Here is a 26,514-nt window from a genome sequence, read left to right as displayed (position 1 = left end):
CAAAAGATGGTCTATCTGGATAACAGCGCCACGACCCAGCCCTTCCCCGAGGTAGTAGAGGCGGTAAGGGCGGCGATGCTGGAGCGGTGGATGAATCCTTCGGCGCTGTACGCGCCGGCGGTGAAGGTGCGCCGCCAGTTTGAGGAAGCAAGGCGGGCGGCCGCCGGGGCCATGGGGGCCAGCGGCGGGCGGGTCGTGCTGACCGGGGGCGGAACCGATGGGGACAACCTGGCCCTGATCGGCGCGGCCAACCGGTATAACCAGCCTGGCAGCCTGCTGGTCTCTGCACTGGAGCATCCGGCGGTGGGGGAAAGCGCGGCCTTTTTAAAGCTGCGGGGGTGGGAGATCGTGCCCCTGCCGGCTACTCCGGAGGGGTTGGTAACGCCCCAAGCCGTGGGCCAGGCGGCAGATAGCGCCCCTGCGGATCGGCCGGTGATCGTCACCTGCATGCAGGTGAATAACGAGACCGGCGCGCGGATGGATATCGAGGGCATTGCCCGGGCGGTGAAGGCCGCGCGGCCGGACGCTTTGGTTCATTGCGATGGGGTACAGGGCTTTTTGCGCACGCCGCTGAAGCTTAAAAATGTGGATCTGTATACCGTAAGCGCCCACAAGGTGCACGGCCCCAGGGGCGCGGGCGCCCTGTTTGTGCGCGATGGCGTAACCCTGCGCGGGGTGCAGGCCGGCGGCGGGCAGGAGTATGGCCTGCGCTCAGGCACTGAGGACGTGGCCGCGGCGCTGGGCTTTAAAACCGCGCTAGTCCGCTGGCAGGAGGAAGGGGCGGCCTGGCGCGAGGAATTGCGAAAGATGAAACTCTACCTGCTGGGGCAACTGCTGGCTATTGGCGATGTGCGGGTGAACGGGCCGGACCCAGCGGGGGATTTTTCCGCACCCCATATCCTCAACCTATCCTTCGAGGGCGTGCGCGCCCAGGTGCTGCTGCACGCGCTGGAGCAGCGGCAGGTCTATGTATCCACGGGCTCGGCCTGCGCCTCGCACGGCTCGCGCCTTTCCGGGACGCTTAAAGCCATGGGTGTGACCGGCAAGCGCGCCGAAGGGGCAATACGCTTGAGCTTATCGCCGCTTAATACCTTAGGACAGATGGATGAGGCCGCGGATGCGATTAAAGAGATGGTGCTTTCCTTGCGCCAATACCGCAGGAGGTAAATGATAATGGAACAATTGATTCTCGTGCGCTTCGGCGAGATCCACTTAAAAGGGCTGAACCGCCCTTATTTTGAGCACCGTCTGGTGCGGGAGATGAAGCGCAGGCTGTATGACGAGCCGCAGGCCGCCGTGGAAAAGGGAGACGGGCGGTATTATATCCGGGGCGTACAGAACCTGGATGCGGTGATGGAGCGTATCCGCAAGGTGTTTGGCGTACATTCGCTCAGCCCGGCCATCGCGGTTGAAAAGGATATTTCCGCCATACGCGACCAGGCGGTGGAGATGATGCGGGACAAGCGCCCCACCACATTTAAGGTGAAGGCGCGGCGGGCGGACAAGCGCTTCCCCATGACCTCGCCTGAGATCTGCGAGGAGGTAGGCGGCTATATTTTAGAAAACCTGCCGGGCTGGAAGGTGGATGTGCACCATCCCGAAGTGACGCTGGAGGTGGAGGTGCGCGAGCAGGCGTTTTTACACTGCGAGACCCTGCCGGCTGCCGGCGGTATGCCGGTGGGCACCAACGGGCGGGCCTTTTTGCTGCTCTCTGGCGGTATCGACAGCCCGGTGGCCGGTTATATGGTGGCCAAGCGGGGCGTGGCTATCGAGGCGGTGCACTTTTTCTCCTATCCCTATACTGGTGAGCCGGCTAAGGAAAAGGTGCTGACGCTGGCCAAGCTTTTATCGGAATACGCGGGCCCGGTGCGGGTGCACGTGGTGCCCTTTACCAAGATTCAGCAGGAGATCTACCAAAAGTGCCCGGAAGGGGAGCTGACGGTGATCATGCGCCGGTTTATGATGCGCATTGCCCAGGGGCTGGCCCAAAGGGGCAAGGGCGGGGCGCTGGTCACCGGCGAGAGCATCGGCCAGGTAGCCAGCCAGACCATGGAGGCCCTGGCTGCCACCGACGCGGTGGTGGACATGCCGGTTTTCCGGCCGGTGATCGGCATGGACAAGCAGGAGATCATGGAGATCGCCATGAAGATCGGCACCTATGAGACCTCCATCCTGCCCTACGAGGATTGCTGCACCGTATTTACCCCGCGCCACCCGGTGACCCGGCCCAAGCTGGAGCGCATCGAGGCCTCAGAAAAGGTGCTGGATATCGGGGCGCTGGTGCAAGAGGCGATAGACGGTACGGAAGAGGTGACCTTTAACGCGGCCGGGCGCGGCCTGGACGAGTAGAGTAAGGAGTGGACGGCGTGTATCCGTTATTGGCGGCGATCCCCATTTTTGTTGCGGCAATTTTACTTTTGGTGCTTAAATGGCCGGCCTCAAGGGCCATGCCGGCGGCCTTTGTCTCGGCGGCGCTGGTGGCGTTTTTCGGCTGGCAGATGGATTGGCAGCATATCGCGGGCGAATCGCTGCTGGGCGTTTTTAAGGCGGTGGAGCTGTTTACCATTTTGTTCAGCGCACTGCTGATCATCAACCAGATGCGCGCCTCGGGCGCCATGGCGTCTATCAACCGGGCCTTTGGTTCGGTCACGCGGGACCCGCGTATCCAGTCCATCATCATCGGCATGGGCCTGGGCGCCTTTATCGAGGGCGCGGCGGGCTTCGGCATGCCGGCGGCGCTGGGGGCGCCGCTATTGGTGGGCCTGGGCTTCCCGCCGCTGGCGGCCGTGGTGGTGGCGCTGATGATGAACATCCCCTCCATCATTTTCGGTGCGGTGGGCACGCCTACGCTGATGGTGATCAATACCACCAGCGACATCGCCGTTCGTGCGGGGCTGGATGCGGCTTTTTACGGCGCGGCCGTCACTCAATGGAGTGCGTATTTGTACGCGCTGCCGGCAGTGCTGCTGCCCTTTATCGCCATACTGGTATTGACCCGTACCTACGGTAAGGAGAAAAAGTGGCGGGATTTTGTAGAAGTGCTACCCTTTTTGACATTTTCGGTCATCTGCTTTATCGTGCCTTTCCTGCTGGCGGCCACCTTTATCGGGGCGGAGCTGCCCTCGATGATCGGCGCGCTGGTCTGCCTGCCGGCGATGGTGCTGGCGGCGCACAAGGGCTTTTTAATGCCTAAGCACGAGTGGCACTTTTTGCCGGAGGAGCAGTGGCCGGGGGATTGGAAGAGCGTGCATAACCAGGCCGATGCCGGTTACACCTATATGCAGCAGTGGCGCGCCTGGATGCCCTACATCATCGTCATCCTGTTTCTGGCCATCTCCCGCATCCCGGAACTGGGGATCAGTGGTTGGCTGCAGCAGTGGAAGATCACCATCCCTTCCCTGGCGGGGATCGAGGGGAAGGACTATACGGTGGCGCTGGGGTATCTGCCCGGGCTGCTGCCGATCTTTGCGGTGGCTCTTGTCACCCCGCTGATGCATAAGATGGAGGCCTGGCAGGTGGGGCACGCCTGGCGCAATACCTTTAAAATGAGCGTTGGGACGCTGATCATGCTGATCGCCAGCTTTGCCATGGTGCAGGTGATGCTGGGAAGCGATGTCAACGCCAGCGGGATGGACTCGATGACCTCGGTGATCGCCGGGGCATTGGCCCAGGCATCGGGCATGGCTTATCCGGTGATGGCGCCCATGATCGGCGTGCTGGGTTCGTTCGTCTCCTCCTCGGGCACGGTATCCAATACGCTGTTTAGCTCCCTGCAGGTGGAAACGGCCACCATGCTGAACATGTCGCCCACGCTGATCGCCGCGCTGCAAAATGCCGGCGCCATCGTAGGGGTGCCCTTTGGCGTGCGTACCATCATCGCCGCGCTGGTCACGGTAGGCATGGTGGGCAAGGAAGGGACGCTGATGCGCCGGTATTATCCGATGATGATCGTCATCGCTCTTATGATCGGGCTGATCGGCTACCTGCTGATCGCCTCGGGATTTGATCCGGTCCCGGCTGGATAGCGCGGGGATTGACGGATAGGTTATAATAGAATGAAGAGAATAGGGGCCGCCTGGAAGCGGCTCCTTTTAGAAGCGGAAAGGAGGGCTGCGCGTTGAATCTATCCCAAATGCTGGAGCATTTAAAGGGGGACCCGTTTTTTATGCAGAATGTGACGGGGTGGCATATCCAGCCCGCGCAGGCCGCGCGCACCCTGCCCTTCCCCGACCGGGTGGCGCCTGAATTGCGCGCCGCCTACGAAAAGCGGGGCATCAGGGCCCTTTATACCCACCAGCGCCAGGCTTTTGACGCGCTGGAAGCGGGCAAAAACGTGGTGGTGGTCACCCCCACGGCCTCGGGCAAGACGCTGTGCTACAACCTGCCGGTATTAAACGCCATCGCCCGGGATGAGAACGCCCGCGCGCTCTACCTGTTCCCCACAAAGGCCCTGTCCAGCGACCAGGTCTCGGCGGTGACCGAGATCGTAGACCAGCTGGGCCAGGATATCAAGGCCTTTACCTATGACGGGGATACCTCCGTATCGGCCCGGGCGGCGGTGCGGCAGGCGGCCCATATCGTGGTTACCAACCCGGATATGCTGCACTCGGGCATCATGCCCCATCATACCAAATGGGTCAAACTGTTTGAAAACCTGCGCTATATCGTCATCGACGAGGTGCATACCTACAGGGGCGTGTTCGGCAGCCACCTTTGCAACGTGCTGCGGCGCTTAAAGCGCATTTGTGCGTTTTACGGTGCTCATCCCCAGTTTATCTGCTGCTCGGCCACCATTGACAACCCAAAGGAATTGGCCGAAAGCATCTGCCGCGTGCCCATGGAGCTGGTGGACGATAACGGCGCCCCGCGGGGGGAGCGGCACTTTATCTTTTACAACCCGCCGCTGGTCAACCGGCAGCTGGGCGTGCGCAAAAATGCCGTGATCGAGACGCGCAAGATCGCCACTGAGCTGATACGCAACCATATCCAGACCATCGTGTTCGCCCGCAGCCGGGTGAATGTGGAGGTGCTGACCAATTATTTGAGCGAGGCCGCGGGCAGCGGGGAAAAAATACGCGGTTACCGGGGCGGCTACCTGCCTAGCGAGCGGCGCGCCATCGAGCGGGGGCTGCGCGCGGGGGATATTTTGGGCGTGGTCTCCACCAACGCCCTGGAGCTGGGTATCGATATCGGCTCGCTGGAGGCCAGCGTGCTGTGCGGCTTCCCGGGCACCATTGCCAGCACCTGGCAGCAGGCCGGGCGGGCCGGGCGGCGCGCCGGGGAGAGCCTGACGATCCTGGTGGCTACCTCCAGCCCCCTAGATCAGTACATCATCCGCCATCCGGAGTACTTTTTTACCGCCAGCCCGGAGCAGGCGCGCATCAATCCGGATAATCTTTATATCCTGCTCAGCCACTTTAAGTGTGCGGCTTACGAGTTGCCCTTTGTGGATGGGGAGACCTTTGGCACCGATACCGCCCAGCCTCTGCTGGAGTTTTTGCAGGATGAGAAGATCCTGCGCCATGTGGGCGGCCGTTGGCATTGGATGAGCGAGGAGTTCCCGGCCAGCGAGATCAGCCTGCGCACTGCGGTAAGCGAGAACTTCGTGGTGGTCAATATCACCAACCCCGAGCACCCCAAGGTGATCGGCGAGATGGACAAGTTCACCGTACCCATGCTGTTACACGAGCAGGCCATTTACCTGCACCAGGGCCGCCAGTACCAGGTGGAAAAGCTGGATTGGGAGAACCGCAAGGGCTATGTGCGTGAGGTGAATGTGGATTATTATACCGACGCCAATATGCTGACCAGCCTGCGGGTGCTGGACGTATTTCGGGATGGGGAGCGCGCGGGCATCCCCCGTTTTAGCGGCGAGGTGCTGGTCTCGGAGATCACCACGCTATTTAAAAAATTCAAGCTGGATACCCACGAAAACGTGGGCTGGGGAAAGGTGCACCTGCCCCAGCAGGATATGCATACCACGGCCTATTGGCTGACGCTGCCGGCAAAGGTGCGGGAAAAGTACACCGTTCCGCAGATCGAAAAGGCGCTGGGCGGCATCGCCAACCTTTTGCGCAATATTGCACCGGTGCTTTTGATGTGCGACCCTATGGATATCCGGGTGCAGATGCAGGTCCGCGGGCCCTTTACCGAGGAGCCGACCCTGTTCCTTTACGATAATTATCCGGGCGGCATGGGCTTTGCGGATCGGCTTTACGAGCTGCACGAGGAGCTGCTGGGCCAGGTGCTGAAGATGCTTATAAGCTGCGAGTGCGAGAGCGGCTGCCCCAGCTGCGTGGGCCCGGCGCTGGAGAATGGGGAGGACGGAAAGTACCTGACCCGCAAAGTGCTGGAGGCGATGCTTTTATGATCTCCAACCTGCGCGCAAAACTCAAGTTGATGGCTAAGGAACAGGGCCAGCCCCTGCGGGATGAAACGGTGATCCCGCCCGATACGCTTTCCGCCCGGGCGCAGGAACAAGCCGGGCTGCGCCACGAGGTCGCGCGCTATCCATTGGAATTTAAGCGTGGACGCTGCGCGGTGGGCGGCTTTTTGCGGGCGGACCCGGGGGCGGCCGCGCTGCTGGGCGGGCCGCAGGCGAGCTTTGACCCGCGCCGGGCGCTGTTTATCGATACCGAGACCACGGGGCTGCAGGGCAGCGGCGCGCTGGCCTTTTTGGTGGGCCTGGGGTATTTTGAGGGGGACGAATTCGTCGTCCAGCAGTTTTTGATGCGGGACCTGTGTTATGAGGTCGACCTGCTGACGGCCTGCGGACAGCTCTGGATGGAATTTGATACCCTGGTCACCTTCAACGGACGGGCCTTTGACTGGCCGCTGCTGCGCAGCCGCCTGATTATGAACCGTCTGCGCCAGTATGACAAGGCGTTTTACCAGATGGATCTGCTCTACCCCGCCCGCCGGGTCTGGTCGCTACGGCTGCAAAGCTGCCGGTTGGTGGCGCTGGAACGGGATATTCTGGGGGAGGAGCGCCAGGGCGATATCGACGGGGCCGAGATCCCCGGGCGGTACTACCGGTACCTGCGCACCGGGGAAGAAGGGCTGCTGAGCGACATCGTGCTGCATAACCGGTTGGACGTGGCCACCATGCCCGCGCTGGCTGGGGAGCTTTGCCGCCTGCTTAGAAACCCTGAGACAGCCGGGCACGTGCAGGATATCAAATCCCTGGGGCGCATTTACCACCGCCAGGGGGAGCTGGCGCTGGCGGAAAAGCTATACAGCCTATCCGGCGCCATCGCCTGCCGGGAGCTGGGGCTGCTCTATAAAAAAGAGGGACGGCTGGATGAGGCCGCCGCGGTGTGGGTGCAGATGGTGCAAAAGGGCCTGGGGGGCGTGTTCCCCCACGTGGAGCTGGCCAAATATGCGGAACATACGTTAAAAGATTACGGGGCGGCCTGCGATTGGACGCAAAAAGCCCTGCGTTTTCCGTTGCTGAGCCAGGGGACTCAGGCGGAGCTTCGGCACAGGCTGCACCGATTGCAGGGCAAGCTGGCGCGGGAGCGTGAGCAAAAGGAGGAAGCGACATGAGTTTTATGGGGAACCTTTACGGGCGCTATGCCTATTTCCGCCATATCGGCGGGCGGATGGAACAGGCCAAGAAATTTTATCTCAAGGGTCTTGAAAAGGGCATGGATAAGCCCAAGTATCTGTCCGGCTGCGGGGTAGCCATGCTGCGGCTGGGGGACTTTGAACTGGCCAAGGAGATGTTCCAAAAAACCTTGGCCCACCCCAAGACGCCGGAGGCGCACAAGAATGCCAACCGGCTGAACCTGGCGGTGACGCTTTGGAAGCTGGGGGAGATCGATGCATCGCTTACACTGTTCCACCAGCTGGAGGAAGATTATCCCAGCGCCGCGGTCTATGGCAGCCTAGGATATGTGCTGCTGGATATCGGCCGGGAGGAAGAAGCGCTGCAATATAACCTTAAGCGCCTGGAGGAATACGATGAGACCGATCCGGTCATGCTGGATACTGTAGGGCAGATCTATTACCGCCGGGGCGAGCTGGATAAGGCCAAGGAATATTTCTCCGAAGCGGTCAAGATCAAGAATAATCTGGTGGATTCGCTCTATTATCTGGGCATTCTAGAGCAGCGGGACGGCAACATCCGCCGGGCACGGGCCATGCTCTCGCGCGCCTCGCGCCAGCATATCTCTACCCTTAATACCGTTACGCGGGAGATGGTGGAAGAGAAGTTTAAGGAGCTGGACGAGCTATACGACGCGTTGCCCCCCGAGGAGAAGGAGGCGCAGGCGCTTAAAAGCGCGCCCAAGGCGCAGACCCATAGCGACCCGACGCAAAAGCTCAAGTTCTAAAGCGGCTCGCTTGACAGATGCCTAGCGTAATAGGTATAATGACTTGGCCGGTTATTGCCGGTAAGATGATGAATGGAAATGGGGTTAGAGCGTGCGCAAAACTGCTTAAAGTGCGGCGAGGAAGCGGTTCCCTTAAAGGGCGGGGACAGTCTGTTTGCTGCACGGATTATATCTGTTAAGCAGAAGATTGCCGCGCCGGTGACCCGCTTTTTTAAGCAGTAGGGGCATTTTACCCTTTGTGATACGGAAAAAGGGCCTGCGGAATTTTCTGCAGGCCTTTTTGTTGCGCCGATAAAGAGCGCGTGACGGTAAAATTTCCACACAAGGAGGGATGCGCATGGCGATGCTGCAAATTAGCCGCCTGACCTTTGGCTACGAAGGCGGCGTAGAAAATATATTTGAGAATGTGAACCTGATTTTGGATACTACCTGGCGCTTGGGGCTTATCGGGCGCAACGGCAAGGGAAAGACCACTTTTTTAAAGCTGCTGATGGGCGAGATGGCCTACCAGGGGCAGATCGACGCGCCAGTCTCGTTTGATTACTTCCCGTTTGAAGTGCATGCGGCCCCGGGCCAGCCGGCGCTGGAGGTCATGCGTCAGGTGATCGCCCCTTACGCTAAGATGGAACGGGAGATGCAGGCCTGCCTGGAGGATGGCGGCGAGCAGGCGATGGAAGCCTATGGGGCGCTTTTGACCCGCTATATGGCGCTGGATGGCTATACCCTGCCGGATACGTTGCGGGTCGAGGCGGCTAAGCTGGGGGTAAAGCCTGAGGCGCTGGAGCGCCCCTTTAACACCCTGAGCCATGGCGAACAAATGAAGCTGGAGCTTGCGGCGCTGTTTCAAAAAAAGAACCGCTTTTTGCTGATCGACGAGCCCACCAATCACTTGGACGGGGACGGGCGGGAGAAGGTAGCCCGCTATTTAAAGGGCAAGACGGGCTTTATCCTGGTTTCGCACGACCGGCACTTTTTAGACCAGACCATCGACCACGTGCTGGTGCTGGGCCGCAAGGATATCGTACTGCAGCAGGGCAATTATTCCACCTGGCAGGCGGATAAGGCCTTGCAGGATCAGGCGCAGCTATCCCGCAACGAAAAGCTGAAAAAGGATATCGGGGCCTTGGCGGCCTCGGCCCGACGCACGGCAGGCTGGTCCGATGCGGTGGAGCGCAGCAAGACCGGCGCGGCGGATAAAGGATATGTGGGGCACCAGGCGGCCAAGATGATGAAGCGCGCTAAAGCGATCGAGGCCCGGCGGGAAAAGGCGATAGAGGAGAAAAAGGGCCTGCTGCAAAACTTGGATGAATGCTCATGTACGGTAAGGAAGCAAGCAACCGAAAACAAGAGATAGACCGCCAGCACTACACTATTCCGAACCAAAGACCAAAAGATAAGCATTGTGGGAAAATCTAAACTTTTGGATTTTCCTACAATGCCGACTACGGCGGAATCCTTCCCACTCCTTATATCTTTATTTCCGTATACATTGAATTTGTATTTAGTAAATGCTATAATGTCCCTATTCAAATTATAAATGTGTTGAATTAGTTACATGTACATATTTTTTGTGCCGCATAAATACCCTGTTGAGGTTGTCGTTCTTTGTCCAGATGTGGAAACAATAAAAGGAAGGGAACGATACAGGGAGAAAACAGGCTATTCCGGCTTTACGGTTGAAACCTTATACGATACATTTATGCAGACAACACCACGGATCGGCTTTTGGCTGGACAATTCCAACCAAACACCACAGCAGACAGCAGAAACCATTCTGAACGCCAGAAAGTCGGTATGATTGTTACATATAAGGGGAAGAAAAATTTCTTTTAGGTACTTTCTTTCCTAAAACTAATGTGATATAATAGCATCATTCCAAAAAAGGAGTAAAAAATATGCGGCAAGGTATTCTTAAATAAAACTATAATCAAATAGTGGGAACAAAGGATTATGATAGTCCCTTTTGTGGGGGCTTGGTTTTTTGTACCCAATTTAAAAATACTTTTGCCTTATCAATTTTGACATATCCGAAAAACAGCAATCACAAACAGGTGTATGCTGTATATGTGTATGTCCGCAAATTATAATCCCCAGTGGTAAAAGTATTTTACTGCTGGGGATTTTTATGCCCTTTTGGGGCTGTAAAAGGAGGACAATCACATGAAAATAATCAATATTGGAATTCTCGCCCATGTAGACGCAGGAAAAACAACATTGACGGAAAGCCTGCTGTACACCAGTGGAGCGATTGCGGAACAAGGAAACGTGGATAAAGGAACTACAAGAACAGACACTATGATTTTGGAACGGCAGCGCGGAATTACCATTCAGACAGCGGTTACTTCTTTTTGCTGGAATGATTATAAAATCAATATCGTGGACACTCCCGGTCATATGGATTTTTTAACCGAAGCATACCGCTCTTTATCTGTCCTTGACGGAGCTGTTTTAGTCATTTCGGCAAAAGACGGCGTACAGGCACAAACCCGTATATTATTCCATGCGCTTCAGAAAATGGACATTCCGACAATTATCTTTATAAATAAGATAGACCAAAATGGGATCGACCTGCGGCGTGTTTACCAAAGCATTAAAGATAAACTTACCAGTGATATGATTGTCATGCAGGAGGTTTCCCTGTCGCCAAAGATAACCATGACCGATATTTCTGATTTGGACAAATGGGATATGATTATTTCCGGAAGCGATGAACTATTAGAACGATATGTTGCAGAGGATTCTTTGGATATACAGGAATTACAATATGAAAAGTGCAAAAGAACCAGATGCTGCTCTTTGTTTCCTGTTTATCATGGGAGTGCAAAAGACAATTTAGGAACAGAAAAACTGATTGAAGCGATTACAGAAACTTTCATTACAGAAACAGACGATATTCAGTCTGAATTATGTGGATATGTTTTTAAGGTTGAGTATACAGAGCGGAAAAAACGGCTTTCTTATTTACGCCTGTATCATGGGACGCTCCATTTACGGGATACCCTGCTGCTGTCAAAAAAGGAAAAAATAAAGATTACAGAAATGTGTATTCCGTCAAATGGTGAAATCGTCCCGGTTGACCATGCCTGTCCGGGAGAAATTGTTATTTTAGCTGATGATACTTTGAAACTGAACGACATTCTGGGAAATGAAAAACTCCTGCCTCACAAAACACGGATTGATAATCCCATGCCATTACTTCGGACAACGGTAGAGCCGCAAAAGCCGGAGCAAAGGGAAGCCCTGTTAAATGCCCTCACAGAGATTGCTGATACAGACCCTCTTTTGCATTTTGACATTGATACTGTTACACATGAGATTATATTATCTTTTTTGGGAAAAGTACAGTTAGAAGTTATTTGTTCGCTATTAGAAGAAAAATATCATGTGGGCGTGGCTATGAAAGAGCCTTCGGTTATTTATCTGGAAAGACCGCAAAAAAAAGCGAGCTACACGATTCATATTGAAGTGCCGCCGAATCCGTTTTGGGCATCTATTGGTTTGACTGTAACACCGCTTCCTGTTGGAAGCGGAACACAATATAAAAGCGAGGTATCTCTCGGCTATTTAAACCAAAGTTTTCAAAATGCCGTCATGGAGGGTGTGCGTTATGGAATGGAGCAGGGCTTATATGGCTGGGGAGTGACAGACTGCCAAATTTGTTTTGATTATGGAGTTTATTACAGCCCGGTCAGCACCCCCGCTGATTTTCGTTTTCTTGCGCCTGTCGTGTTGGAGCAGGCATTGAAAAAAGCAGGAACACAACTGTTGGAACCATACCTTTCCTTTACCCTTTTTGCACCGCAGGAATATCTTTCACGGGCTTATAATGACGCACCAAAGTATTGCGCAATCATTGAATCAACCAGACTTGAAAAAGATGAAGTTATTTTTAAGGGGGAAATCCCTGCCCGTTGTATTGGTGAATATAGAAATGATTTGAATTTTTATACAAATGGAAGAAGTGTCTGCATTACAGAATTAAAAGGGTATCAGGAAACTTCCGGCGAGCCTGTGTTTCAGCCACGCCGCCCGAACAGCCGTTTAGACAAGATCCGGCATATGTTTCAGAAGATAATGTAACATCTTGCGCAATGCAAACGTTCATTGCTGGCTATTGCGAAATATCATTGATAAAATCAGCATCAGAGAGGAGGAACCATTTTGAACCAGAAACAGACGGATATTACAACAGGAAAGCAAATACGTCATCTGCGAACACAATCGGGAATGACACAGGAAGAACTGGCTGGGAAATTGAATGTTACCCGGCAGGCGCTATCGAATTGGGAGAGAGATGTTAATGAACCCGATTTAAATACGTTGAAAAAAATTTGTTTTCTTTTTGGAGTCCACATGGACGATTTTGCGAAGGAGGTAATAACAAAAATGGAAACATGTGAAAAAAAGAGAAACGACAATTTAATAAGTATGATATGGCAATTGGACTTTTTTATGGTGTCGGGATATTTCTTGGCATTGGTATTTTCTTTGTTGGCGGTTTTATGACAATGTCGGGTGCAGGGTGGGGAGCATCACTATTTGGCGGTGGCTGTTTTTCTCTTGTATTTGGCTTGATATGCCATGCAGTTATTACATTGAGAAGAAATGACAAATGATGACATATCCTGCTTTCTAGTCTTTTCGGTCATATCGCGTAAAAAAGCCGCTGCTTTTGGCTTTCCAATAGCGGCGGCAAAGGGAAATATCCTTTGAATACCTTACAGAAGAAAAGTTTTGCAGCATTATAAAAATAAAAGCCTATACCATTTTGGAAAGAAAAGATACATAATAGTCAAGACGGCAACAATCAGAAGTTATGGAGGGTAACAATGGAATATAGTAAGGAAGATTTAATGGAAGCAAAAAGGCAAATTTTGGGAGTGGGAGAGAACATGGGAACAGAGGAAAGCAAAAAGATCTGGGAGAAAAACGCACAATTTTGGGATGATGCAATGGGTGACGAATCCAATGAATTTCACAGAGAGGTAGTACGTCCCAAAGTAACGGAACTTCTCTCTCCTGATCCTTCGGATTACATTTTGGATATTGCGTGCGGCAATGGAAATTATTCTTCGTATCTTGCACAGAGAGGCGCTTCGGTCGTCGCTTTTGATTACAGCAAAAAAATGATAGAATTGGCTAAAAGACGGCGATCACAATATGCAAAACAAATTGAGTTTTGCGTAGCGGATGCGACCAATAGAGAAAGCTTATTAGGATTAAAAAGAAATCGAGCCTTTACGAAAGCAGTTTCTAATATGGCAATTATGGATATTACGGATATTGAACCGCTTTTTATGGCTGTTTATGAACTATTGGAGGAAAACGGGATTTTTGTCTTTGCAACGCAGCACCCTTGTTTTATCACATTGACTGAAAAATATATGACACCGCACAGTTACTATGATATAGCGATCGAAGGGCAGCCGGAGGAGCAGATTTATTATCATCGTTCCATACAAGATATTTTTAACCTTTGTTTCAGAGCTGGATTTGTCATTGATGGATTTTATGAAGAATGTTTCAAAAACAATAAAGAAATTCCTATGGTAATGATAGTAAGGCTTAAAAAGGTAAAACGTGATAGCTTAAAATAAATTCAAGTTTGCCGGATAAATAGCAAACCCGGCCGAGCCAGTCAACGGTCAAGATGAACGGGCTTCGCCCGCCGTTGACAGCCCCGCCCGGTTTTGCAGTTAGGCAGTCAAGGAGCGACAGCCTAAAGTGCTGCCGCCCCTTACTATCATAAAAAGCAACTACTAACCAGCCACAGCCCTTTTGGGAGGAAAGGGGGATTTTCCATGACCTGTACAGAAGAATATCGGGAACATATCGAGTACACTTTCCATGCCTTTTGCAAAGTCGTTATCCGAAATGCAACGATCAACGCAGCGAGGACACGGAGCAGGAAGCACAAAAGAGAAATATCCCTTGAATACCTCACAGACGAAAAGCACTACCCTTTAGGCACGACAGATGAATATTTCCAAGCCCCGGAGCCGGACGAGGAATACATACTTACCCTTTGCGGCGATACGGTCATTTTCAGCAGCGGTTTACTTGCGGAAGCCCTGTCACGGCTGGACGAACGGGAGCGGGAAATGATTTACCTGTCCTTTTTCAAGCGTATTCCACAGCACGAAATTGGCAGACAGTACGGGCGCAGCCGCAGCACAGCGGGCTACCATATCCGAAAAGCCCTACGGCAGCTCCAAGCGGAAATGGAGGGAATGGCATATGAGAAATAATAGGCTTCTCCCCTATGAAACAATCGTCCAAGCCGCCAGCGGGGAGCCGGAAGCGGTGGGAACTGTATTGCAGTATTACCGCCGCCGCATACAATGTGCCGCCCGTGTGAATGGACGGGTAGACCAAGATACAGAGGACTACATCACCCAGACGCTTCTCACAGCTATTTTCAAGTTCCGCTTTGGGAGATAGCCCTACCGCCTACAACTGAATAACCGCCGCTTCGCCGGCAACCAGAAAGCAGTAAATCTATTCAACAGATTTGCTGCTTTTTTTCGTTCCTGTTTGGCATTTTTGAAAATCCCCAGTATGAAAAAACAAAAGGGAAAATAGCCGCCGCAGTTGGCAAAATCCCTTACTTATCCGTAGAGGGTATCAAAGAAAAAAATACTGCCATTGTCCGCCTATTCCGGCTTGCGTGGTGTTGTAGGGAATAGAGGGGAAATTCTAAAAATCTCCGTCCATTTTGCTTTGCGTGGTGTTGTAGGTAGTGAAAGGAAAATTTTCAAGATAAGCCGGAATAGCGGGTAGCAAAGCCCTTTTGAAACGTTTTGTTAGCGGAAAGGACGGGAGCCGGGGAACGCCGGAGTTTTTCAGAGCAAGATTCTACCGAGGTGCCAAAATTCGCTCTCCGCTTATTTTTGCCCCTGCGGGAATCTTGTTGGGGAGTGCCTTCCCCAAACCCTGCTATGCGCCCTGTCGGGCGAGAAAGGAGGTCACAGACCATGCGAAAGAAATACAATACGCCCCACCGCCGTCATGTGGTAAAGACCCGCATGACCGATGAAGAATACGCCGACTTCACCGGGCGGCTGGCGGCTTATGAAATCAGCCAGTCCGAGTTTATCCGGCAAGCCATACGGAAAGCGACCATACGCCCCATTGTCACCGTTTCCCCGGTCAATGACGGGCTGCTTGCCGCCCTCTCCAAGCTCACGGCAGAGTACGGGAAAATCGGCGGCAACTTAAACCAGATTGCCCGGAGCCTGAACGAATACGGAAGCCCCTACCGGGGGCTGGAAAAGGAAGTGCGGGGAGCCGCCGCCGACCTTGCCGCCTTGAAGTTTGAAGTCTTGCAGAAAGTAGGTGAAGCCGTTGGCGATACTCAAACATATCAGCTCTAAAAATGCCAACTACGGGGACGCTGAAAAATACCTCACATTCGAGCATGACGAGTTTACCATGAAGCCCACCCTTGACGCAGACGGGCGGCTCATACCGAGGGTAGACTACCGCATATCCTCTCTGAATTGTGGCGGGGAGGATTTTGCCGTTGCCTGTATGCGCTCCAATCTCCGCTACGGCAAGAACCAGAAACGGGAGGACGTAAAGAGCCACCACTACATCATCAGCTTTGACCCACGGGACGGCCCGGACAACGGCTTGACCGTTGATCGGGCGCAGGAGCTGGGCGAGAAGTTCTGCGCCGAGCATTTCCCCGGACACCAGGCCCTTGTCTGCACCCACCCGGACGGACACAGCCACACCGAAAATATCCATGTGCATATCGTCATTAACAGTCTGCGGATTGCGGAGGTTCCCATGCTGCCCCACATGGACAGGCCAGCGGACAGGAAAGCAGGCTGCAAGCACCGCTGTACGGACGCAGCTATGAACTATCTGAAAGCCGAAGTCATGGAGATGTGCCACAGCGAGGGGCTTTACCAGATAGACCTTTTGAACGGCAGCAAAGAACGCATTACCGAGCGTGAGTATTGGGCGCAGAAGAAAGGACAGGCTGCCCTTGACAGAGCCAACGCCCCTATTGCTGCGGACGGTATCGCGCCCCGGCAGACCAAGTTTGAAACGGATAAGGCGAAGCTGCGCCGGACTATCCGGGAAGCCCTTGCCGCTGCTTCCGGCTTTGATGAGTTTGCCGCCCTGCTTCTCCGGCATGGTGTGACCGTCAAGGAGAGCCGGGGGCGGCTAAGTTACCTCACGCCGGACAGGACGAAGCCAATTACCGCCCGGAAGCTGGGGGACGATTTTGACCGGGCTGCTGTCCTCTCCGTTTTGGAGCAGAACGCCGCCAGAGCCGCCGAAAAACCCGCAGCCATAGCGGAATACCCCGGCAGTATCAAAGACCGCTTACGGACGAAAAAAGAAGCGAAAAACGCCCCGAACAATGACGCTGTACAGCGCATGGTAGACATAGCCGCCAAGCGAGCCGAGGGGAAAGGACGGGGCTATGAGAAGTGGGCGACCATGCACAACCTCAAACAGATGTCGGCTACCCTCATGCTCTACCAGCAGTATGGCTTTTCTTCCCCGGACGAGCTGGACGCTGCCATTTCCGCAGCCAACACCGCCACGCAGGAGAGCCTTGCCGGACTGAAAGGGCTGGAAGCCGCTATCCGGGAGAAAAAGGAATTGCAGCGCAACCTTTTGGGCTATATCGGCACGAAGCCCGCCCGTGACGGTCTGAAAGCGCAGAAATCGGAGAAAGCCCGGAGAGCCTACCGGGAACAGCACGAAAGCGATTTTATCATAGCGGACACAGCCGCCCGTTATTTCCGGGAGCATGGAATAACCAAGCTGCCAGCCAGCAAAGCCCTGCAAAGGGAGATTGAGCAGCTTACCGTCCAGAAGAACGCCGGATATAACGACTACCGGGAGAAACGCCAGCGGGCGCAGGAGCTTCAGACAGTCAGACGCAATATCGACCAGATTTTAAGGGGCGCACCGAGCCAGCAGAAAAAGCGTGAACAGGAGCGTTAAAGACCGCCCCGAAATGATACCGAAACCCTACAAAAATACAGGTATGATATGAACCCTTACCGCAATACTCCCCGACTTCCAAACGGGGCTTACAGGGCAGAAAAAGCCCGAAAATGATACCGAGAACATACAGAAAATGCCCCCTATCCCGCTACACCGATAGGAACGGCAGAAAGGAGCTTACCATTGCCGAGAATGAGCAAGAAGCGGCGGCTGGAATGGTCTTTCTTCCTCAACCACCGCAACCGTATCACTTACAACGACCTATGCCGGGGCTGCACCCGTGACTGCAAACAGAGCTTCCGGGCGGTTATCATACTATGCCCTCGCTATTATTCCAAACGCTGGAAAAAGGAGGACGCAGCCTATGGCAGATAACCGCAAATATTACTACCTCAAGCTGAAAGAGAGCTATTTTGACGATGATGCAATCGTTCTGCTGGAAAGTATGCAGGACGGCGTTATCTATTCCAACATTCTCTTGAAGCTGTACTTGAAATCGCTGAAAAACGGCGGGAAATTGCAGCTTGACGAGAATATCCCCTACACCGCCCAGATGATTGCGACCATTACCCGCCAGCAGGTAGGTACCGTAGAGAGAGCTTTGAAAATCTTTATGAAGCTGGGGCTTGTGGAGCCTTTGCCAAGCGGCGCACTCTACATGAGCAACATTGAGCTTTTAATCGGCCAGTCCTCTACCGAGGGGGAGCGCAAGCGCAGGGCGCGGCTGGCTTTGCAGGAACAAAAAGCCCTGCCGCAGACAGGGGCGGACAAATGTCCACCATATCGAGCGGACATTTGTCCACCAGAGATAGAGATAGAGAAAGAGATAGATATAGAAATAGAAAAAGAGAGAGAGTTAGAAACGGGACACCCCGCCCCCGCCGCCTATGGCAGATACCACAATGTCATTCTTTCCGATACGGAGCTTGACGGGCTGAAAACAGAGCTTCCCGGCAAGTGGGAGTATTACATTGACCGCCTATCCTGCCATATCGCTTCCAGCGGGAGGAAATACAAGAGCCATGCAGCCACGATTTTCAAGTGGGCGCAGGAGGACGCAGCCAAGAAAGCCCCGAAAAAGGGCATACCCGATTATACCTGTAAGGAGGGCGAGAGCTTATGACGAATGGATTTGATGAAATGATTTTGAATATGACCGACACCACGCCGGAGCCGGAGGACTACACCGGCGAGGACGGGCTTTTATACTGCGGGAAGTGCCACAAGCCCAAAGAGGGCTATTTCCCCAAAGAAACCGCCGCATGGCTGGGGCGTGACCGCCACCCGGCAGAATGTGACTGCCAGCGGGCAGAGCGTGAGGAACGGGAAGCCGCAGAGAAACAGCGCAGTCACCTTGAAACTGTCGAGCGGTTGAAGCGGCGGGGCTTTACAGACCCGGCTATGCAGGGCTGGACGTTTGAGAACGACAACGGCAAGTGCCCGCAAATGGAACACGCCCATTTCTATGTGGAGAACTGGGAAACCATGAAAGAGCGCAACATTGGCTATCTGCTATGGGGCGGCGTTGGCACAGGCAAGAGCTATTTTGCGGGCTGTATCGCAAATGCCCTTATGGAGCGTGAAATCCCCGTGTGCATGACAAACTTTGCATTGATATTGGGTGACCTTGCCGCCAGCTTTGAGGGCAGGAATGAATATATCTCCCGACTTTGCAGCTTCCCGCTGCTTATCCTTGACGATTTTGGAATGGAACGGGGAACGGAATACGGCTTAGAGCAGGTCTACAACGTGATTGACAGCCGTTACCGCAGCGGCAGGCCGCTGATCGTCACGACTAATCTCACGCTGGAGGACTTGCAGCACCCGGAGGACACCGCCCACGCCCGCATTTATGACCGTCTGATTGAAATGTGTTCTCCTGTCCGCTTTACCGGGAGCAACTTCCGAAAAGCCACGGCGCAGGAGAAAATGGGACAACTGAAAAAGCTGATGAACAGAAAGGAGAGCCGCCTATGACCAACACCCCAAAGAATGACCGCAGCACCCGCCGCCCGGATTGCGTGACGGAAATCCGCATAGGTAATTCTGTCCTTGTCGTTTCCGGCTATTTCAAGCAGGACACCACCGCCACCGCCGCCGATAAAATGCTGAAAGTGCTGGAAGCGGAAGCTGCTACACAAAAATCGGCAATTTGACGGGACGTAAAGAAGCAGAAAGGACTGTACAGCCAGCCCCGGCGTGTGGTATGATAGTCATACGGAATAGTGGGGCTGGCTGTCGGAAATGGAGGACACTATGTTAAGACAGACCACCCGAAACCTTATTACCGCCCTTTATCCGAGATTATCCCACGAGGACGAGCTGCAAGGTGAGAGCAATTCTATTTCAAACCAGAAGCGTATTCTTGAAACCTATGCGAAGCAGAACGGCTTTTCCAATCTGCAATGGTACACAGATGACGGTTATTCTGGGGCGAACTTCCAAAGACCCGGTTTTCAAGCCATGCTTGCGGACATTGAAGCCGGAAAAGTCGGCACCGTTATCGTCAAGGATATGTCACGGTTAGGGCGAAACTATCTGCAAGTGGGAATGTATACGGAAATGATTTTCCCACAGAAAGGCGTCCGCTTTATCGCTATCAATGACGGAGTGGACAGCGCACAGGGCGACAATGATTTTGCCCCTCTGCGGAACATTTTTAACGAATGGCTGGTGAGAGATACGAGCAAGAAAATCAAAGCAGTAAAACGGTCTAAGGGTATGAGCGGGAAGCCCGTCACGAGCAAACCCGTATACGGCTACTTTATGGACGAGGACGAAAATTTTATCATTGACGGGGAAGCCGCCCCTGTTGTGCGGCAGATTTACAGCTTGTGCCTTGCCGGGAACGGGCCGACCAAGATAGCCCGTATGCTCACAGAGCAGGAGATCCCCACGCCGGGAACGCTGGAATACCGTCGGACGGGAAGCACCCGCCGCTACCACCCCGGCTATGAGTGCAAGTGGGCGACCAATACCGTGGTACATATCCTTGAAAACAGGGAGTACACGGGCTGTCTGGTAAACTTCAAGACGGAGAAGCCGTCCTACAAGACCAAGCACAGCGTAGAGAACCCCATTGAGAAACAGGCGATTTTCGAGAACCACCATGAGCCTATCATTGACACCCAGATGTGGGAGCGTGTGCAGGAGTTACGCAAGCAGCGCAAACGCCCGAACCGCTATGATGAAGTGGGCTTATTCTCCGGCATACTCTTTTGTGCCGACTGCGGCAGCGTCCTTTACCAGCAGCGTTACCAGAACGCCACCCGCAAGCAGGATTGTTATATCTGCGGGAGCTACAAGAAGCGTACCCGTGACTGTACGGCGCACTTTATCCGCACCGACCTGTTGACCGCCGGAGTGACCGACAATCTGCGGAAAGTCACCAGCTATGCAGCGAAGCACGAAGCCCGGTTTATGAAGCTGCTGATCGAGCAGAACGAGGACGGGGGCAAGCGCAGGAACGCCGCAAGGAAAAAGGAGCTGGAAGCCGCCGAGAAGCGTATCAGCGAGTTATCCGCTATCTTCAAGCGGCTGTATGAGGACAGCGTGACCGGGCGCATTTCAGACGAGCGTTTCACGGAGCTGTCGGCAGACTATGAAGCCGAGCAGAAAGAACTGAAAGAGAGAGCCGCCGCTATCCGGGCAGAGCTTTCCAAAGCGCAGGAAGCCACGGTAAACGCAGAAAAGTTTATGAATGTTGTCCGCAAGTACACCAGCTTTGAAGAACTTACCCCTACCCTTTTGCGTGAGTTTGTGGAGAAAATCGTTGTGCATGAGTGCAGCTATGACGAGAACGGCACACGCAGACAGGACATTGATATTTATTACTCTTTCGTTGGCAAGGTAGACCTGCCCGAATGACCGCCCGACCTATCCGGCGCAATGCGCAAACGCCGGATAGGAACGGCAAAATTTTTTACACTTCTACTACTTCTTTATCACACATCAGCAAAGCACAGGCGCTTAAAGTGCAGGTGCTGCCTACCCGGCGCAGCGCTTTGCTGGAGGTGCGGGATCTGGTGATCGACTACGGCAGCGGCCCGCTTTTTGAACCCGTGAGCTTTTGCGTGCGGGAAGGGGAGCGGGTAGCCATCCAAGGGGGCAATGGTTCGGGCAAATCCTCGCTGCTCAAGCTGCTTTTGGGCGAACAGATCCCTTATATGGGCGACGTGCGCGTGGCCGGCGATCTGGTCATCGCCACGGTGCCGCAGGAGCCCGGGCTTTTGCAGGGCAGCCTGCGCGCGTATGCGCGGGCGGCACAAATCGACGAGAGCCTTTTTTTAACGATCTTGCGCAAACTGGATTTTAGCCGATTGCAATTTGAAAAGGATATGGCGGATTTCAGCGCCGGGCAAAAGAAAAAAGTGCTGCTGGCGGCCAGTTTGGCCAAGCCTGCGCACCTGCTACTTTGGGATGAGCCCCTCAATTATATCGATATCCTCAGCCGCAGCCAGCTTGAGGAGGCCATCCTTCGCGACCGGCCCGCCATGGTGTTTGTAGAGCACGATCTGTTTTTTACCCAAAAGGTGGCCACACATACGGTAAAGCTGCGTGAAAGGCTTGCCAGGCGTCCTGCAAAGGGCTAACCGCGCCTTTGCCCTCCAGTTTCGCCCAGCTTTTTGCGCAGATCCTGCACATAGGCGCGCTGCATTTTGTGCAGCGGCATAAAGCAAAAGGCCACCGCCCGCAGAACAGGGTTTTTAAATTGCAGCGTCTCGGTAAAGACCACCTGCGTCCCCGTACCATAGGCGGAAAAGGTACCGGTCCAGCGGCCGGAAAAGCGGCTGTTTTGCATGTCGAAGGCATAAAGGCGGCAGGGCTCAAAATGTGTGATGGTAAAATAGGTCTCCAGGCGGCCGGATCTCTCCACAAAGGTGGTATCGCTTAAGACACGTAGCTCGTCGATCCCGCTGCGCCAGGCATAATCGGAATTATCGGTCACCGCCTGCCATACCGCCTCGGGGGGTGAGCTGAGAAAAGCTGAAATCTGCGTGTGGAGCATTCTACCGCCTGCCTTTAACTAATATTCTTTACCATCATAGCACAATTGGCGTAATATCCCAATATACAACGCGTGGCAAAGCCTGGGAATCTGTGCTATACTGCCCATAGTAGATTTAAGGAAGGCTTGTTTACCCACAGGGGAGGCGAACAGCGCATGAAAAAGATCGGGCGGGGTTGGTTGGCCGTTCTGCGCTCCAGCCGCGATTATATCAGGCGTGATAAAGAGCAGATACGCGAAAAGAATCTGCATGCGCTGCAGATCGTCAGTATTGTGTTTAGCGTATTGCTGGCAATTTACACCATAGTAGCCTACTTTTTCTTTAAAAATCCGCAGTTGATGGCCTTTTATTATGTTTTTTTAGGGCTGCAGGCGGTTTTTGATTGCGTCTTGTTGCGCGTGGTACGTAAAGACGCCTCGACCCGGTGGGTGCAGGGGCTTTGCATGTCGGCCAGTTTGCTGATCGTAGGGTTCGTCATTGCGATTTCGGTCTTTCCCTACCCCACGCGCCCGGCCATCTTCTTCCCGCCGGTGCTGGTGGGCATGGCGGCGATCTTTATCTTTTCATATGAAAGACTGATTTTACTGCTTACAGGTTATGCTGCGGTGTTTGCGGCGCTGGTGATGATTTTTAAAACGCCCCAGGCCCTGGCTTACGATATTTGGAGCATTATTCCCGCTTATCTGATCGCCATGGTGTGCGCATACAATATTACCAGCCTGCGCCTGGGAGACTTCCACAGCCGCATGCGATGGATGCAGCTGAGCATCATTGACAAACCGACGGGGCTGCTCAACAAAGCGGCCTGCGAGGATGCCTGCCGGGCCTGCTTGGCTGAGGCGGGCAGGGGTACCCACGCGCTTTTGGTGCTGGATATTGACGATTTTAAGCAGGTGAACGATACCTATGGCCATCAGGAGGGGGACCGGGTGTTGCGCAGATTAGGCGCGCTATTGCAACAGGGCTTCCATGAGGACGATGTGATCGGGCGCATTGGCGGGGACGAATTCTTGGTATTGATGAAAGATATCGACGAGCGCACCGCTGGGGAGCGGGCGCTGGAAATGGTGGGCAGAATCGCATGGTCGCTTTCTAATCACCCGGAACTACGCGCAACCTGCAGCGCGGGGCTGGCGATAGCGCCGGAGGATAGTAAGGATTTTGACGCGGTGTTTGCCCGGGCGGATCAGGCGCTGTACCAGGCCAAACAGCAGGGTAAAAACCGGCTGAGCGTCCTTTAGAACAGGATATTGCATCGATAAAAGCGCGCGGCTTGGCCGGGCGCTTTTTAGAGCCAGATAAAATTTTACCTGCGAATAGATGGTGAACATATTGTAAATAGTCTTTGCGTCGCGATATAATATAAAAGATCATCAAGAGGGGGGGATATAATGGCGCTTTTAGCAGTCAACTTCTTTTCGGTTAAATTAAACATGAATTGCGCGTTGTCCATCATCCTGCCGGACCGTACTCGCGAACAGGGAAAACGCTGGCCGTTGCTCTATCTTTTGCATGAGGAGGGCGGCAACCATACCGCCTGGCAGCGCAATACCCGGGTAGAGCGCTTGGCCAACCGTTGGGGGATGGCTATGGTGCTGCCCTCGACGCTACAGGGATGTTATACGGATATGGCGAACGGATACGCCTTTTTCTCCTTTTTGAAGGATGAATTGCCCGGCATCATCGCGCGGGATTATCCGTCCATCACCGCGGACCCGCAGGACACCTGGGTAGCCGGCTGCGGGATGGGCGGCTTTGGCGCGCTGAAATGGGCGCTGCACTGCCCGGAGCGGTTTGCCGCAGCAGGTGCGTTTTTTGCACCGGTGGATATTGCAAAGGCCTTTCAAAGAAAGATAGACGCAAAAGAGGATGTGGCCCGTTGGAAGAATATCTGGAAAAGTCCGCAGGCTATAAAGGGCGGCCCATCCGATTTGGAGGCTTTGGCTGGGAAAATTACGCAGGCGCCCGGACTACGGTTCTACCTTACCTGCCCGCAGGGCTGCACCGCTTATGCAGAGAATCAGATGCTATACCATACGCTGCAAAGCAGGTGCGATGTAAAAATGGATGCACCTGCCCAGGGCGATGCGTGGGATTTGGCCGAACAGGGACTATGCGATATGCACGCCTGGTTGTGCGGGCAGGCGTGAGGAGGGAAAGTTATGTCTTTTATTCAGGCGGATTTTTACTCCCGGGTCTTGCAAATGGAGTGTCAGCTGAACGCCGTGCTGCCGGAGGCGCGCCAGGGCGTAGGCGCCAATGCGGCGGTGCGCGAGGGAAAGTATCCGGTATTGTTTTTGCTGCATGGCACCTCGGGGGATCACAGCGATTGGGAGCGTTGGACTAGCATTGAGCGTTATGCCGCCCATAAGGGGATCGCGGTGGTGATGTGCGCAGGCCAACTGAGCGCCTATGCCAATATGGCCTATGGCGAGCGCTTTTTTGATTACGTGGCCTATGAGGTGCCCCAGATAGCGCGGGAATTTTTCTCGCTTTCCGCCGCGCGGGAGGACAGCTTTATCGCCGGCCTGTCCATGGGCGGATACGGGGCGCTGAAAGTTGGCCTGACCGATCCGGAGCGTTATGGAGCGGTGGGGTGCCTCTCCTCCTTTAACCAGGCCTATATGCCGCCGCTGCCAGATGGCCCTTTAAAGCAGATCGTGGCGGATCGGTTGCGCCTTTGCTGGGATGCGCAGGACGCAAGCGGCATCATCGGCACGGAAAGCGACCTTTTCGTGCTGGCACGGCGGGCACTGGACGCGGGCAAGAAACTCCCGCAGATCTTTTTTGCCTGTGGGAGCGACGACCACAATTTTCCGCCGGCCCAGGATACCATCCGCTTTTTTACAGAGCTGGAGGGGGACCCGTTCAGGTTCAAATATTACCGGCCGCGTGGCCGGCACGACTGGGAATTTTGGGACGAATGGGTGCAAAAGTTGCTGGACTGGCTGCCGCTGCAAGACTGACAAGATGATCGATGAAAGGGGAACGAAAATTGGCTACGGGTTTTTTGGTCGTAATCTATCTGGCCTTTATCAGCCTGGGGCTGCCCGACCCCATGTTGGGCGCGGCCTGGCCGCTGATGCAGGTGGATTTTGGCGCGCCGCTGGAGGCCGCGGGCGTTGTTTCCATGGTGATCTCCGGGGGGACGATCCTTTCCAGCCTTTTAAGCGGGCGGCTGATCGCCCGCTTTGGCAACGGACGGCTGACGCTGTTTAGCGTAATGCTCACTGCCGCGGCGCTGGTAGGTTTTGCGCTGGCCCCCTCGTTTGGATGGCTGGTCGTTCTGGCGGTGCCCTACGGACTGGGGGGCGGCGCGGTGGATGCAGCGCTGAATAATTATGTGGCCGCCCATTACGAATCCCGCCACATGAGCTGGCTGCATGCCTTTTGGGGCGTGGGAACGATGATCGGCCCCATGGCGCTATCGGCGCTGATCGCCGGCGGGCTTTCCTGGCGCAGCGGATATTGGGCGGTGGCGGGCTTCCAAACGATGCTGGTATTGATCCTGATCTTTACGCTGCCCTTATGGGGCAAGGTGGCCAAACTGAACCCCAATAAGTTTACCGGCGAGGCAGATGAGGCCCAGGGCAGCCGGGTGACGATTCCGCAGGCCATCAAGATACCGGGCGTAAAACTCGCCATGCTGGCGTTTTTATTCTACTGCGGCGTGGAGACCACGGTGATGCTGTGGGGCGCCAGCTACCTGATCCAGATGCGGGGGATCGATGCCGCTACGGCGGCGCAGGGCTCGGCCGCATTTTTTGCCGGCATCACCGCCGGACGCATCCTCTCCGGTTTTTTAACGATGAAGTTATCCAACAAGCGCCTGATCTGGCTGGGGGTAGCGGGTATTATAGTAGGCGTGGCGCTGCTGCTGATCCCCGGCGGGGCGGGCCTGGCCATGGCGGGCTTTTTCATGCTGGGCCTGGGCTGCGCGCCCATCTTCCCCTGCATGCTGCATGAAACGCCGGTGCGCTTTGGTATTGCCGCCTCGCAGACCGTGATGGGCATGCAGACGGCTACGGCCTACACCGGCTCTACGCTGCTTCCGCCGCTGCTGGGGGTGATCGCCTCCTGCGTTTCGCTGCAGATCTTCCCCTTTGTGTTGCTGGGGTATGCGTTGGCGCTGGGCGTTTGTACGGCCTGCATCAACCGCAATCTGGCGCGCAAGGGCGCAGGAGCTTAGGCACTTTCATCGC

The 26,514-nt window shown here is 54.5% G+C and carries 25 protein-coding genes and 2 pseudogenes; 26 read left to right on the top strand and 1 reads right to left on the bottom strand.

The window, feature by feature from the left end:
- Positions 1–6 precede the first annotated feature (6 nt).
- The 22 genes and pseudogenes from H8699_RS03205 to H8699_RS03110 all read left to right on the top strand — a co-directional run bounded on the left by H8699_RS03205 (position 7) and on the right by H8699_RS03110 (position 21,895).
- Positions 7–1,167, top strand: a complete 1,161-nt coding sequence (locus H8699_RS03205; RefSeq protein WP_249284449.1) for a cysteine desulfurase family protein — start codon at positions 7–9, stop codon at positions 1,165–1,167.
- A 6-nt stretch (positions 1,168–1,173) separates the two neighbouring features.
- Positions 1,174–2,349, top strand: a complete 1,176-nt coding sequence (thiI, locus tag H8699_RS03200; protein WP_249284448.1) for a tRNA uracil 4-sulfurtransferase ThiI — start codon at positions 1,174–1,176, stop codon at positions 2,347–2,349.
- A gap of 17 nt (positions 2,350–2,366) precedes the next feature.
- Complete coding sequence (locus tag H8699_RS03195; RefSeq protein ID WP_249284447.1) at positions 2,367–4,025, top strand: L-lactate permease; 1,659 nt, start codon at positions 2,367–2,369, stop codon at positions 4,023–4,025.
- A gap of 92 nt (positions 4,026–4,117) precedes the next feature.
- Entirely contained in the window at positions 4,118–6,370 is a 2,253-nt protein-coding gene (locus H8699_RS03190; RefSeq protein WP_249284446.1) for a DEAD/DEAH box helicase, read from the top strand.
- On the top strand, positions 6,367–7,545 hold the full coding sequence (locus H8699_RS03185; protein ID WP_249284445.1) for a ribonuclease H-like domain-containing protein: 1,179 nt from the start codon (positions 6,367–6,369) through the stop codon (positions 7,543–7,545). Before H8699_RS03190 ends, H8699_RS03185 begins: the two co-directional genes overlap by 4 nt.
- The gene (locus tag H8699_RS03180) at positions 7,542–8,333 is read left to right on the top strand and encodes a tetratricopeptide repeat protein (protein WP_249284444.1); all 792 of its coding nucleotides are present in this window, start codon (positions 7,542–7,544) and stop codon (positions 8,331–8,333) included. Before H8699_RS03185 ends, H8699_RS03180 begins: the two co-directional genes overlap by 4 nt.
- A 337-nt stretch (positions 8,334–8,670) precedes the next feature.
- Complete coding sequence (locus H8699_RS03175; RefSeq protein ID WP_249284443.1) at positions 8,671–9,687, top strand: ATP-binding cassette domain-containing protein; 1,017 nt, start codon at positions 8,671–8,673, stop codon at positions 9,685–9,687.
- 222 nt (positions 9,688–9,909) lie between these two features.
- Positions 9,910–10,131 (top strand): annotated as a pseudogene (locus tag H8699_RS12580) (phosphotransferase); the annotation flags it as partial.
- Positions 10,132–10,493: 362 nt separating this feature from the next.
- Positions 10,494–12,413 (top strand): tetracycline resistance ribosomal protection protein Tet(32), encoded by a 1,920-nt coding sequence (gene tet(32), locus H8699_RS03170; protein ID WP_002602099.1) that lies wholly within the window; start codon positions 10,494–10,496, stop codon positions 12,411–12,413.
- Between the two features lie 81 nt (positions 12,414–12,494).
- Positions 12,495–12,949: pseudogene (locus H8699_RS03165) on the top strand (helix-turn-helix domain-containing protein).
- Between the two features lie 213 nt (positions 12,950–13,162).
- Positions 13,163–13,930, top strand: coding sequence for a class I SAM-dependent methyltransferase (locus H8699_RS03160; RefSeq protein ID WP_002602097.1), 768 nt, complete (start codon positions 13,163–13,165; stop codon positions 13,928–13,930).
- Between the two features lie 204 nt (positions 13,931–14,134).
- Positions 14,135–14,581 (top strand): RNA polymerase sigma factor, encoded by a 447-nt coding sequence (locus H8699_RS03155; protein WP_002602096.1) that lies wholly within the window; start codon positions 14,135–14,137, stop codon positions 14,579–14,581.
- A complete protein-coding gene (locus H8699_RS03150) occupies positions 14,571–14,774 on the top strand; it encodes a helix-turn-helix domain-containing protein (protein ID WP_002602095.1) in 204 nt (67 codons plus the stop codon). Before H8699_RS03155 ends, H8699_RS03150 begins: the two co-directional genes overlap by 11 nt.
- A 533-nt stretch (positions 14,775–15,307) precedes the next feature.
- Complete coding sequence (locus tag H8699_RS03145) at positions 15,308–15,706, top strand: plasmid mobilization protein (RefSeq protein ID WP_002602094.1); 399 nt, start codon at positions 15,308–15,310, stop codon at positions 15,704–15,706.
- Positions 15,678–17,300 (top strand): relaxase/mobilization nuclease domain-containing protein, encoded by a 1,623-nt coding sequence (locus tag H8699_RS03140; protein ID WP_002602093.1) that lies wholly within the window; start codon positions 15,678–15,680, stop codon positions 17,298–17,300. The genes H8699_RS03145 and H8699_RS03140 overlap by 29 nt, the downstream gene beginning before the upstream one ends.
- A 186-nt stretch (positions 17,301–17,486) precedes the next feature.
- Positions 17,487–17,678 (top strand): hypothetical protein, encoded by a 192-nt coding sequence (locus tag H8699_RS03135; RefSeq protein WP_006058351.1) that lies wholly within the window; start codon positions 17,487–17,489, stop codon positions 17,676–17,678.
- Positions 17,668–18,426, top strand: coding sequence for a phage replisome organizer N-terminal domain-containing protein (locus H8699_RS03130; protein ID WP_002605636.1), 759 nt, complete (start codon positions 17,668–17,670; stop codon positions 18,424–18,426). Before H8699_RS03135 ends, H8699_RS03130 begins: the two co-directional genes overlap by 11 nt.
- Entirely contained in the window at positions 18,423–19,280 is an 858-nt protein-coding gene (locus H8699_RS03125) for an ATP-binding protein (protein WP_002605635.1), read from the top strand. The genes H8699_RS03130 and H8699_RS03125 overlap by 4 nt, the downstream gene beginning before the upstream one ends.
- Positions 19,277–19,459 carry a transposon-encoded TnpW family protein gene (locus H8699_RS03120; RefSeq protein ID WP_002605634.1) on the top strand — a complete coding sequence of 61 codons (183 nt, stop codon included), beginning with the start codon at positions 19,277–19,279 and terminating at the stop codon, positions 19,457–19,459. The genes H8699_RS03125 and H8699_RS03120 overlap by 4 nt, the downstream gene beginning before the upstream one ends.
- Positions 19,460–19,559: 100 nt before the next feature.
- Complete coding sequence (locus tag H8699_RS03115; protein WP_002605633.1) at positions 19,560–21,170, top strand: recombinase family protein; 1,611 nt, start codon at positions 19,560–19,562, stop codon at positions 21,168–21,170.
- Positions 21,171–21,191: 21 nt separating this feature from the next.
- Positions 21,192–21,332: a Maff2 family mobile element protein gene (locus tag H8699_RS12625; protein ID WP_456237267.1), complete on the top strand. Its 141-nt coding sequence runs from the start codon at positions 21,192–21,194 to the stop codon at positions 21,330–21,332.
- Positions 21,278–21,895 carry an ATP-binding cassette domain-containing protein gene (locus H8699_RS03110; protein WP_249284442.1) on the top strand — a complete coding sequence of 206 codons (618 nt, stop codon included), beginning with the start codon at positions 21,278–21,280 and terminating at the stop codon, positions 21,893–21,895. The genes H8699_RS12625 and H8699_RS03110 overlap by 55 nt, the downstream gene beginning before the upstream one ends.
- On the opposite strand, the gene H8699_RS03105 is transcribed toward H8699_RS03110, so the two are convergent.
- Positions 21,892–22,311, bottom strand: a complete 420-nt coding sequence (locus tag H8699_RS03105; protein WP_249284441.1) for an SRPBCC family protein — start codon at positions 22,309–22,311, stop codon at positions 21,892–21,894. The genes H8699_RS03110 and H8699_RS03105 overlap by 4 nt on opposite strands.
- A 156-nt stretch (positions 22,312–22,467) precedes the next feature.
- Here H8699_RS03105 and H8699_RS03100 point away from each other — a divergent pair, with 156 nt between their 5' ends.
- From H8699_RS03100 to H8699_RS03085, 4 genes are all read left to right on the top strand, one after another.
- Complete coding sequence (locus H8699_RS03100; RefSeq protein ID WP_249284440.1) at positions 22,468–23,553, top strand: GGDEF domain-containing protein; 1,086 nt, start codon at positions 22,468–22,470, stop codon at positions 23,551–23,553.
- Between the two features lie 150 nt (positions 23,554–23,703).
- A complete protein-coding gene (locus H8699_RS03095; protein WP_249284439.1) occupies positions 23,704–24,462 on the top strand; it encodes an alpha/beta hydrolase in 759 nt (252 codons plus the stop codon).
- 12 nt (positions 24,463–24,474) lie between these two features.
- Positions 24,475–25,278: an alpha/beta hydrolase gene (locus H8699_RS03090; protein WP_249284438.1), complete on the top strand. Its 804-nt coding sequence runs from the start codon at positions 24,475–24,477 to the stop codon at positions 25,276–25,278.
- 29 nt (positions 25,279–25,307) lie between these two features.
- A complete protein-coding gene (locus H8699_RS03085; protein WP_249284437.1) occupies positions 25,308–26,501 on the top strand; it encodes an MFS transporter in 1,194 nt (397 codons plus the stop codon).
- Positions 26,502–26,514: the final 13 nt, after the last annotated feature.

Origin of the sequence: Luoshenia tenuis, from assembly GCF_014384745.1 — a bacterium.
Lineage (GTDB): Bacteria > Bacillota > Clostridia > Christensenellales.
This window is presented reverse-complemented; position numbering and strand designations above follow the sequence as displayed.

Excerpts from the sequence above, each read along its gene's own strand:
- H8699_RS03145 (WP_002602094.1), top strand. The coding sequence starts at position 15,308 with ATGCGAAAGAAATACAATACGCCCCACCGCCGTCATGTGGTAAAGACC.
- H8699_RS03150 (WP_002602095.1), top strand. The coding sequence starts at position 14,571 with ATGAGAAATAATAGGCTTCTCCCCTATGAAACAATCGTCCAAGCCGCC.
- H8699_RS03130 (WP_002605636.1), top strand. The coding sequence starts at position 17,668 with ATGGCAGATAACCGCAAATATTACTACCTCAAGCTGAAAGAGAGCTAT.
- H8699_RS03175 (WP_249284443.1), top strand. The coding sequence starts at position 8,671 with ATGGCGATGCTGCAAATTAGCCGCCTGACCTTTGGCTACGAAGGCGGC.
- H8699_RS03100 (WP_249284440.1), top strand. The coding sequence starts at position 22,468 with ATGAAAAAGATCGGGCGGGGTTGGTTGGCCGTTCTGCGCTCCAGCCGC.
- H8699_RS03155 (WP_002602096.1), top strand. The coding sequence starts at position 14,135 with ATGACCTGTACAGAAGAATATCGGGAACATATCGAGTACACTTTCCAT.
- H8699_RS03205 (WP_249284449.1), top strand. The coding sequence starts at position 7 with ATGGTCTATCTGGATAACAGCGCCACGACCCAGCCCTTCCCCGAGGTA.
- H8699_RS03185 (WP_249284445.1), top strand. The coding sequence starts at position 6,367 with ATGATCTCCAACCTGCGCGCAAAACTCAAGTTGATGGCTAAGGAACAG.
- H8699_RS03090 (WP_249284438.1), top strand. The coding sequence starts at position 24,475 with ATGTCTTTTATTCAGGCGGATTTTTACTCCCGGGTCTTGCAAATGGAG.
- H8699_RS03160 (WP_002602097.1), top strand. The coding sequence starts at position 13,163 with ATGGAATATAGTAAGGAAGATTTAATGGAAGCAAAAAGGCAAATTTTG.
- H8699_RS03125 (WP_002605635.1), top strand. The coding sequence starts at position 18,423 with ATGACGAATGGATTTGATGAAATGATTTTGAATATGACCGACACCACG.
- H8699_RS03095 (WP_249284439.1), top strand. The coding sequence starts at position 23,704 with ATGGCGCTTTTAGCAGTCAACTTCTTTTCGGTTAAATTAAACATGAAT.
- H8699_RS03120 (WP_002605634.1), top strand. The coding sequence starts at position 19,277 with ATGACCAACACCCCAAAGAATGACCGCAGCACCCGCCGCCCGGATTGC.
- thiI (WP_249284448.1), top strand. The coding sequence starts at position 1,174 with ATGGAACAATTGATTCTCGTGCGCTTCGGCGAGATCCACTTAAAAGGG.
- H8699_RS03115 (WP_002605633.1), top strand. The coding sequence starts at position 19,560 with ATGTTAAGACAGACCACCCGAAACCTTATTACCGCCCTTTATCCGAGA.
- H8699_RS03180 (WP_249284444.1), top strand. The coding sequence starts at position 7,542 with ATGAGTTTTATGGGGAACCTTTACGGGCGCTATGCCTATTTCCGCCAT.
- H8699_RS12625 (WP_456237267.1), top strand. The coding sequence starts at position 21,192 with ATGCGCAAACGCCGGATAGGAACGGCAAAATTTTTTACACTTCTACTA.
- H8699_RS03105 (WP_249284441.1), bottom strand. The coding sequence starts at position 22,311 with ATGCTCCACACGCAGATTTCAGCTTTTCTCAGCTCACCCCCCGAGGCG.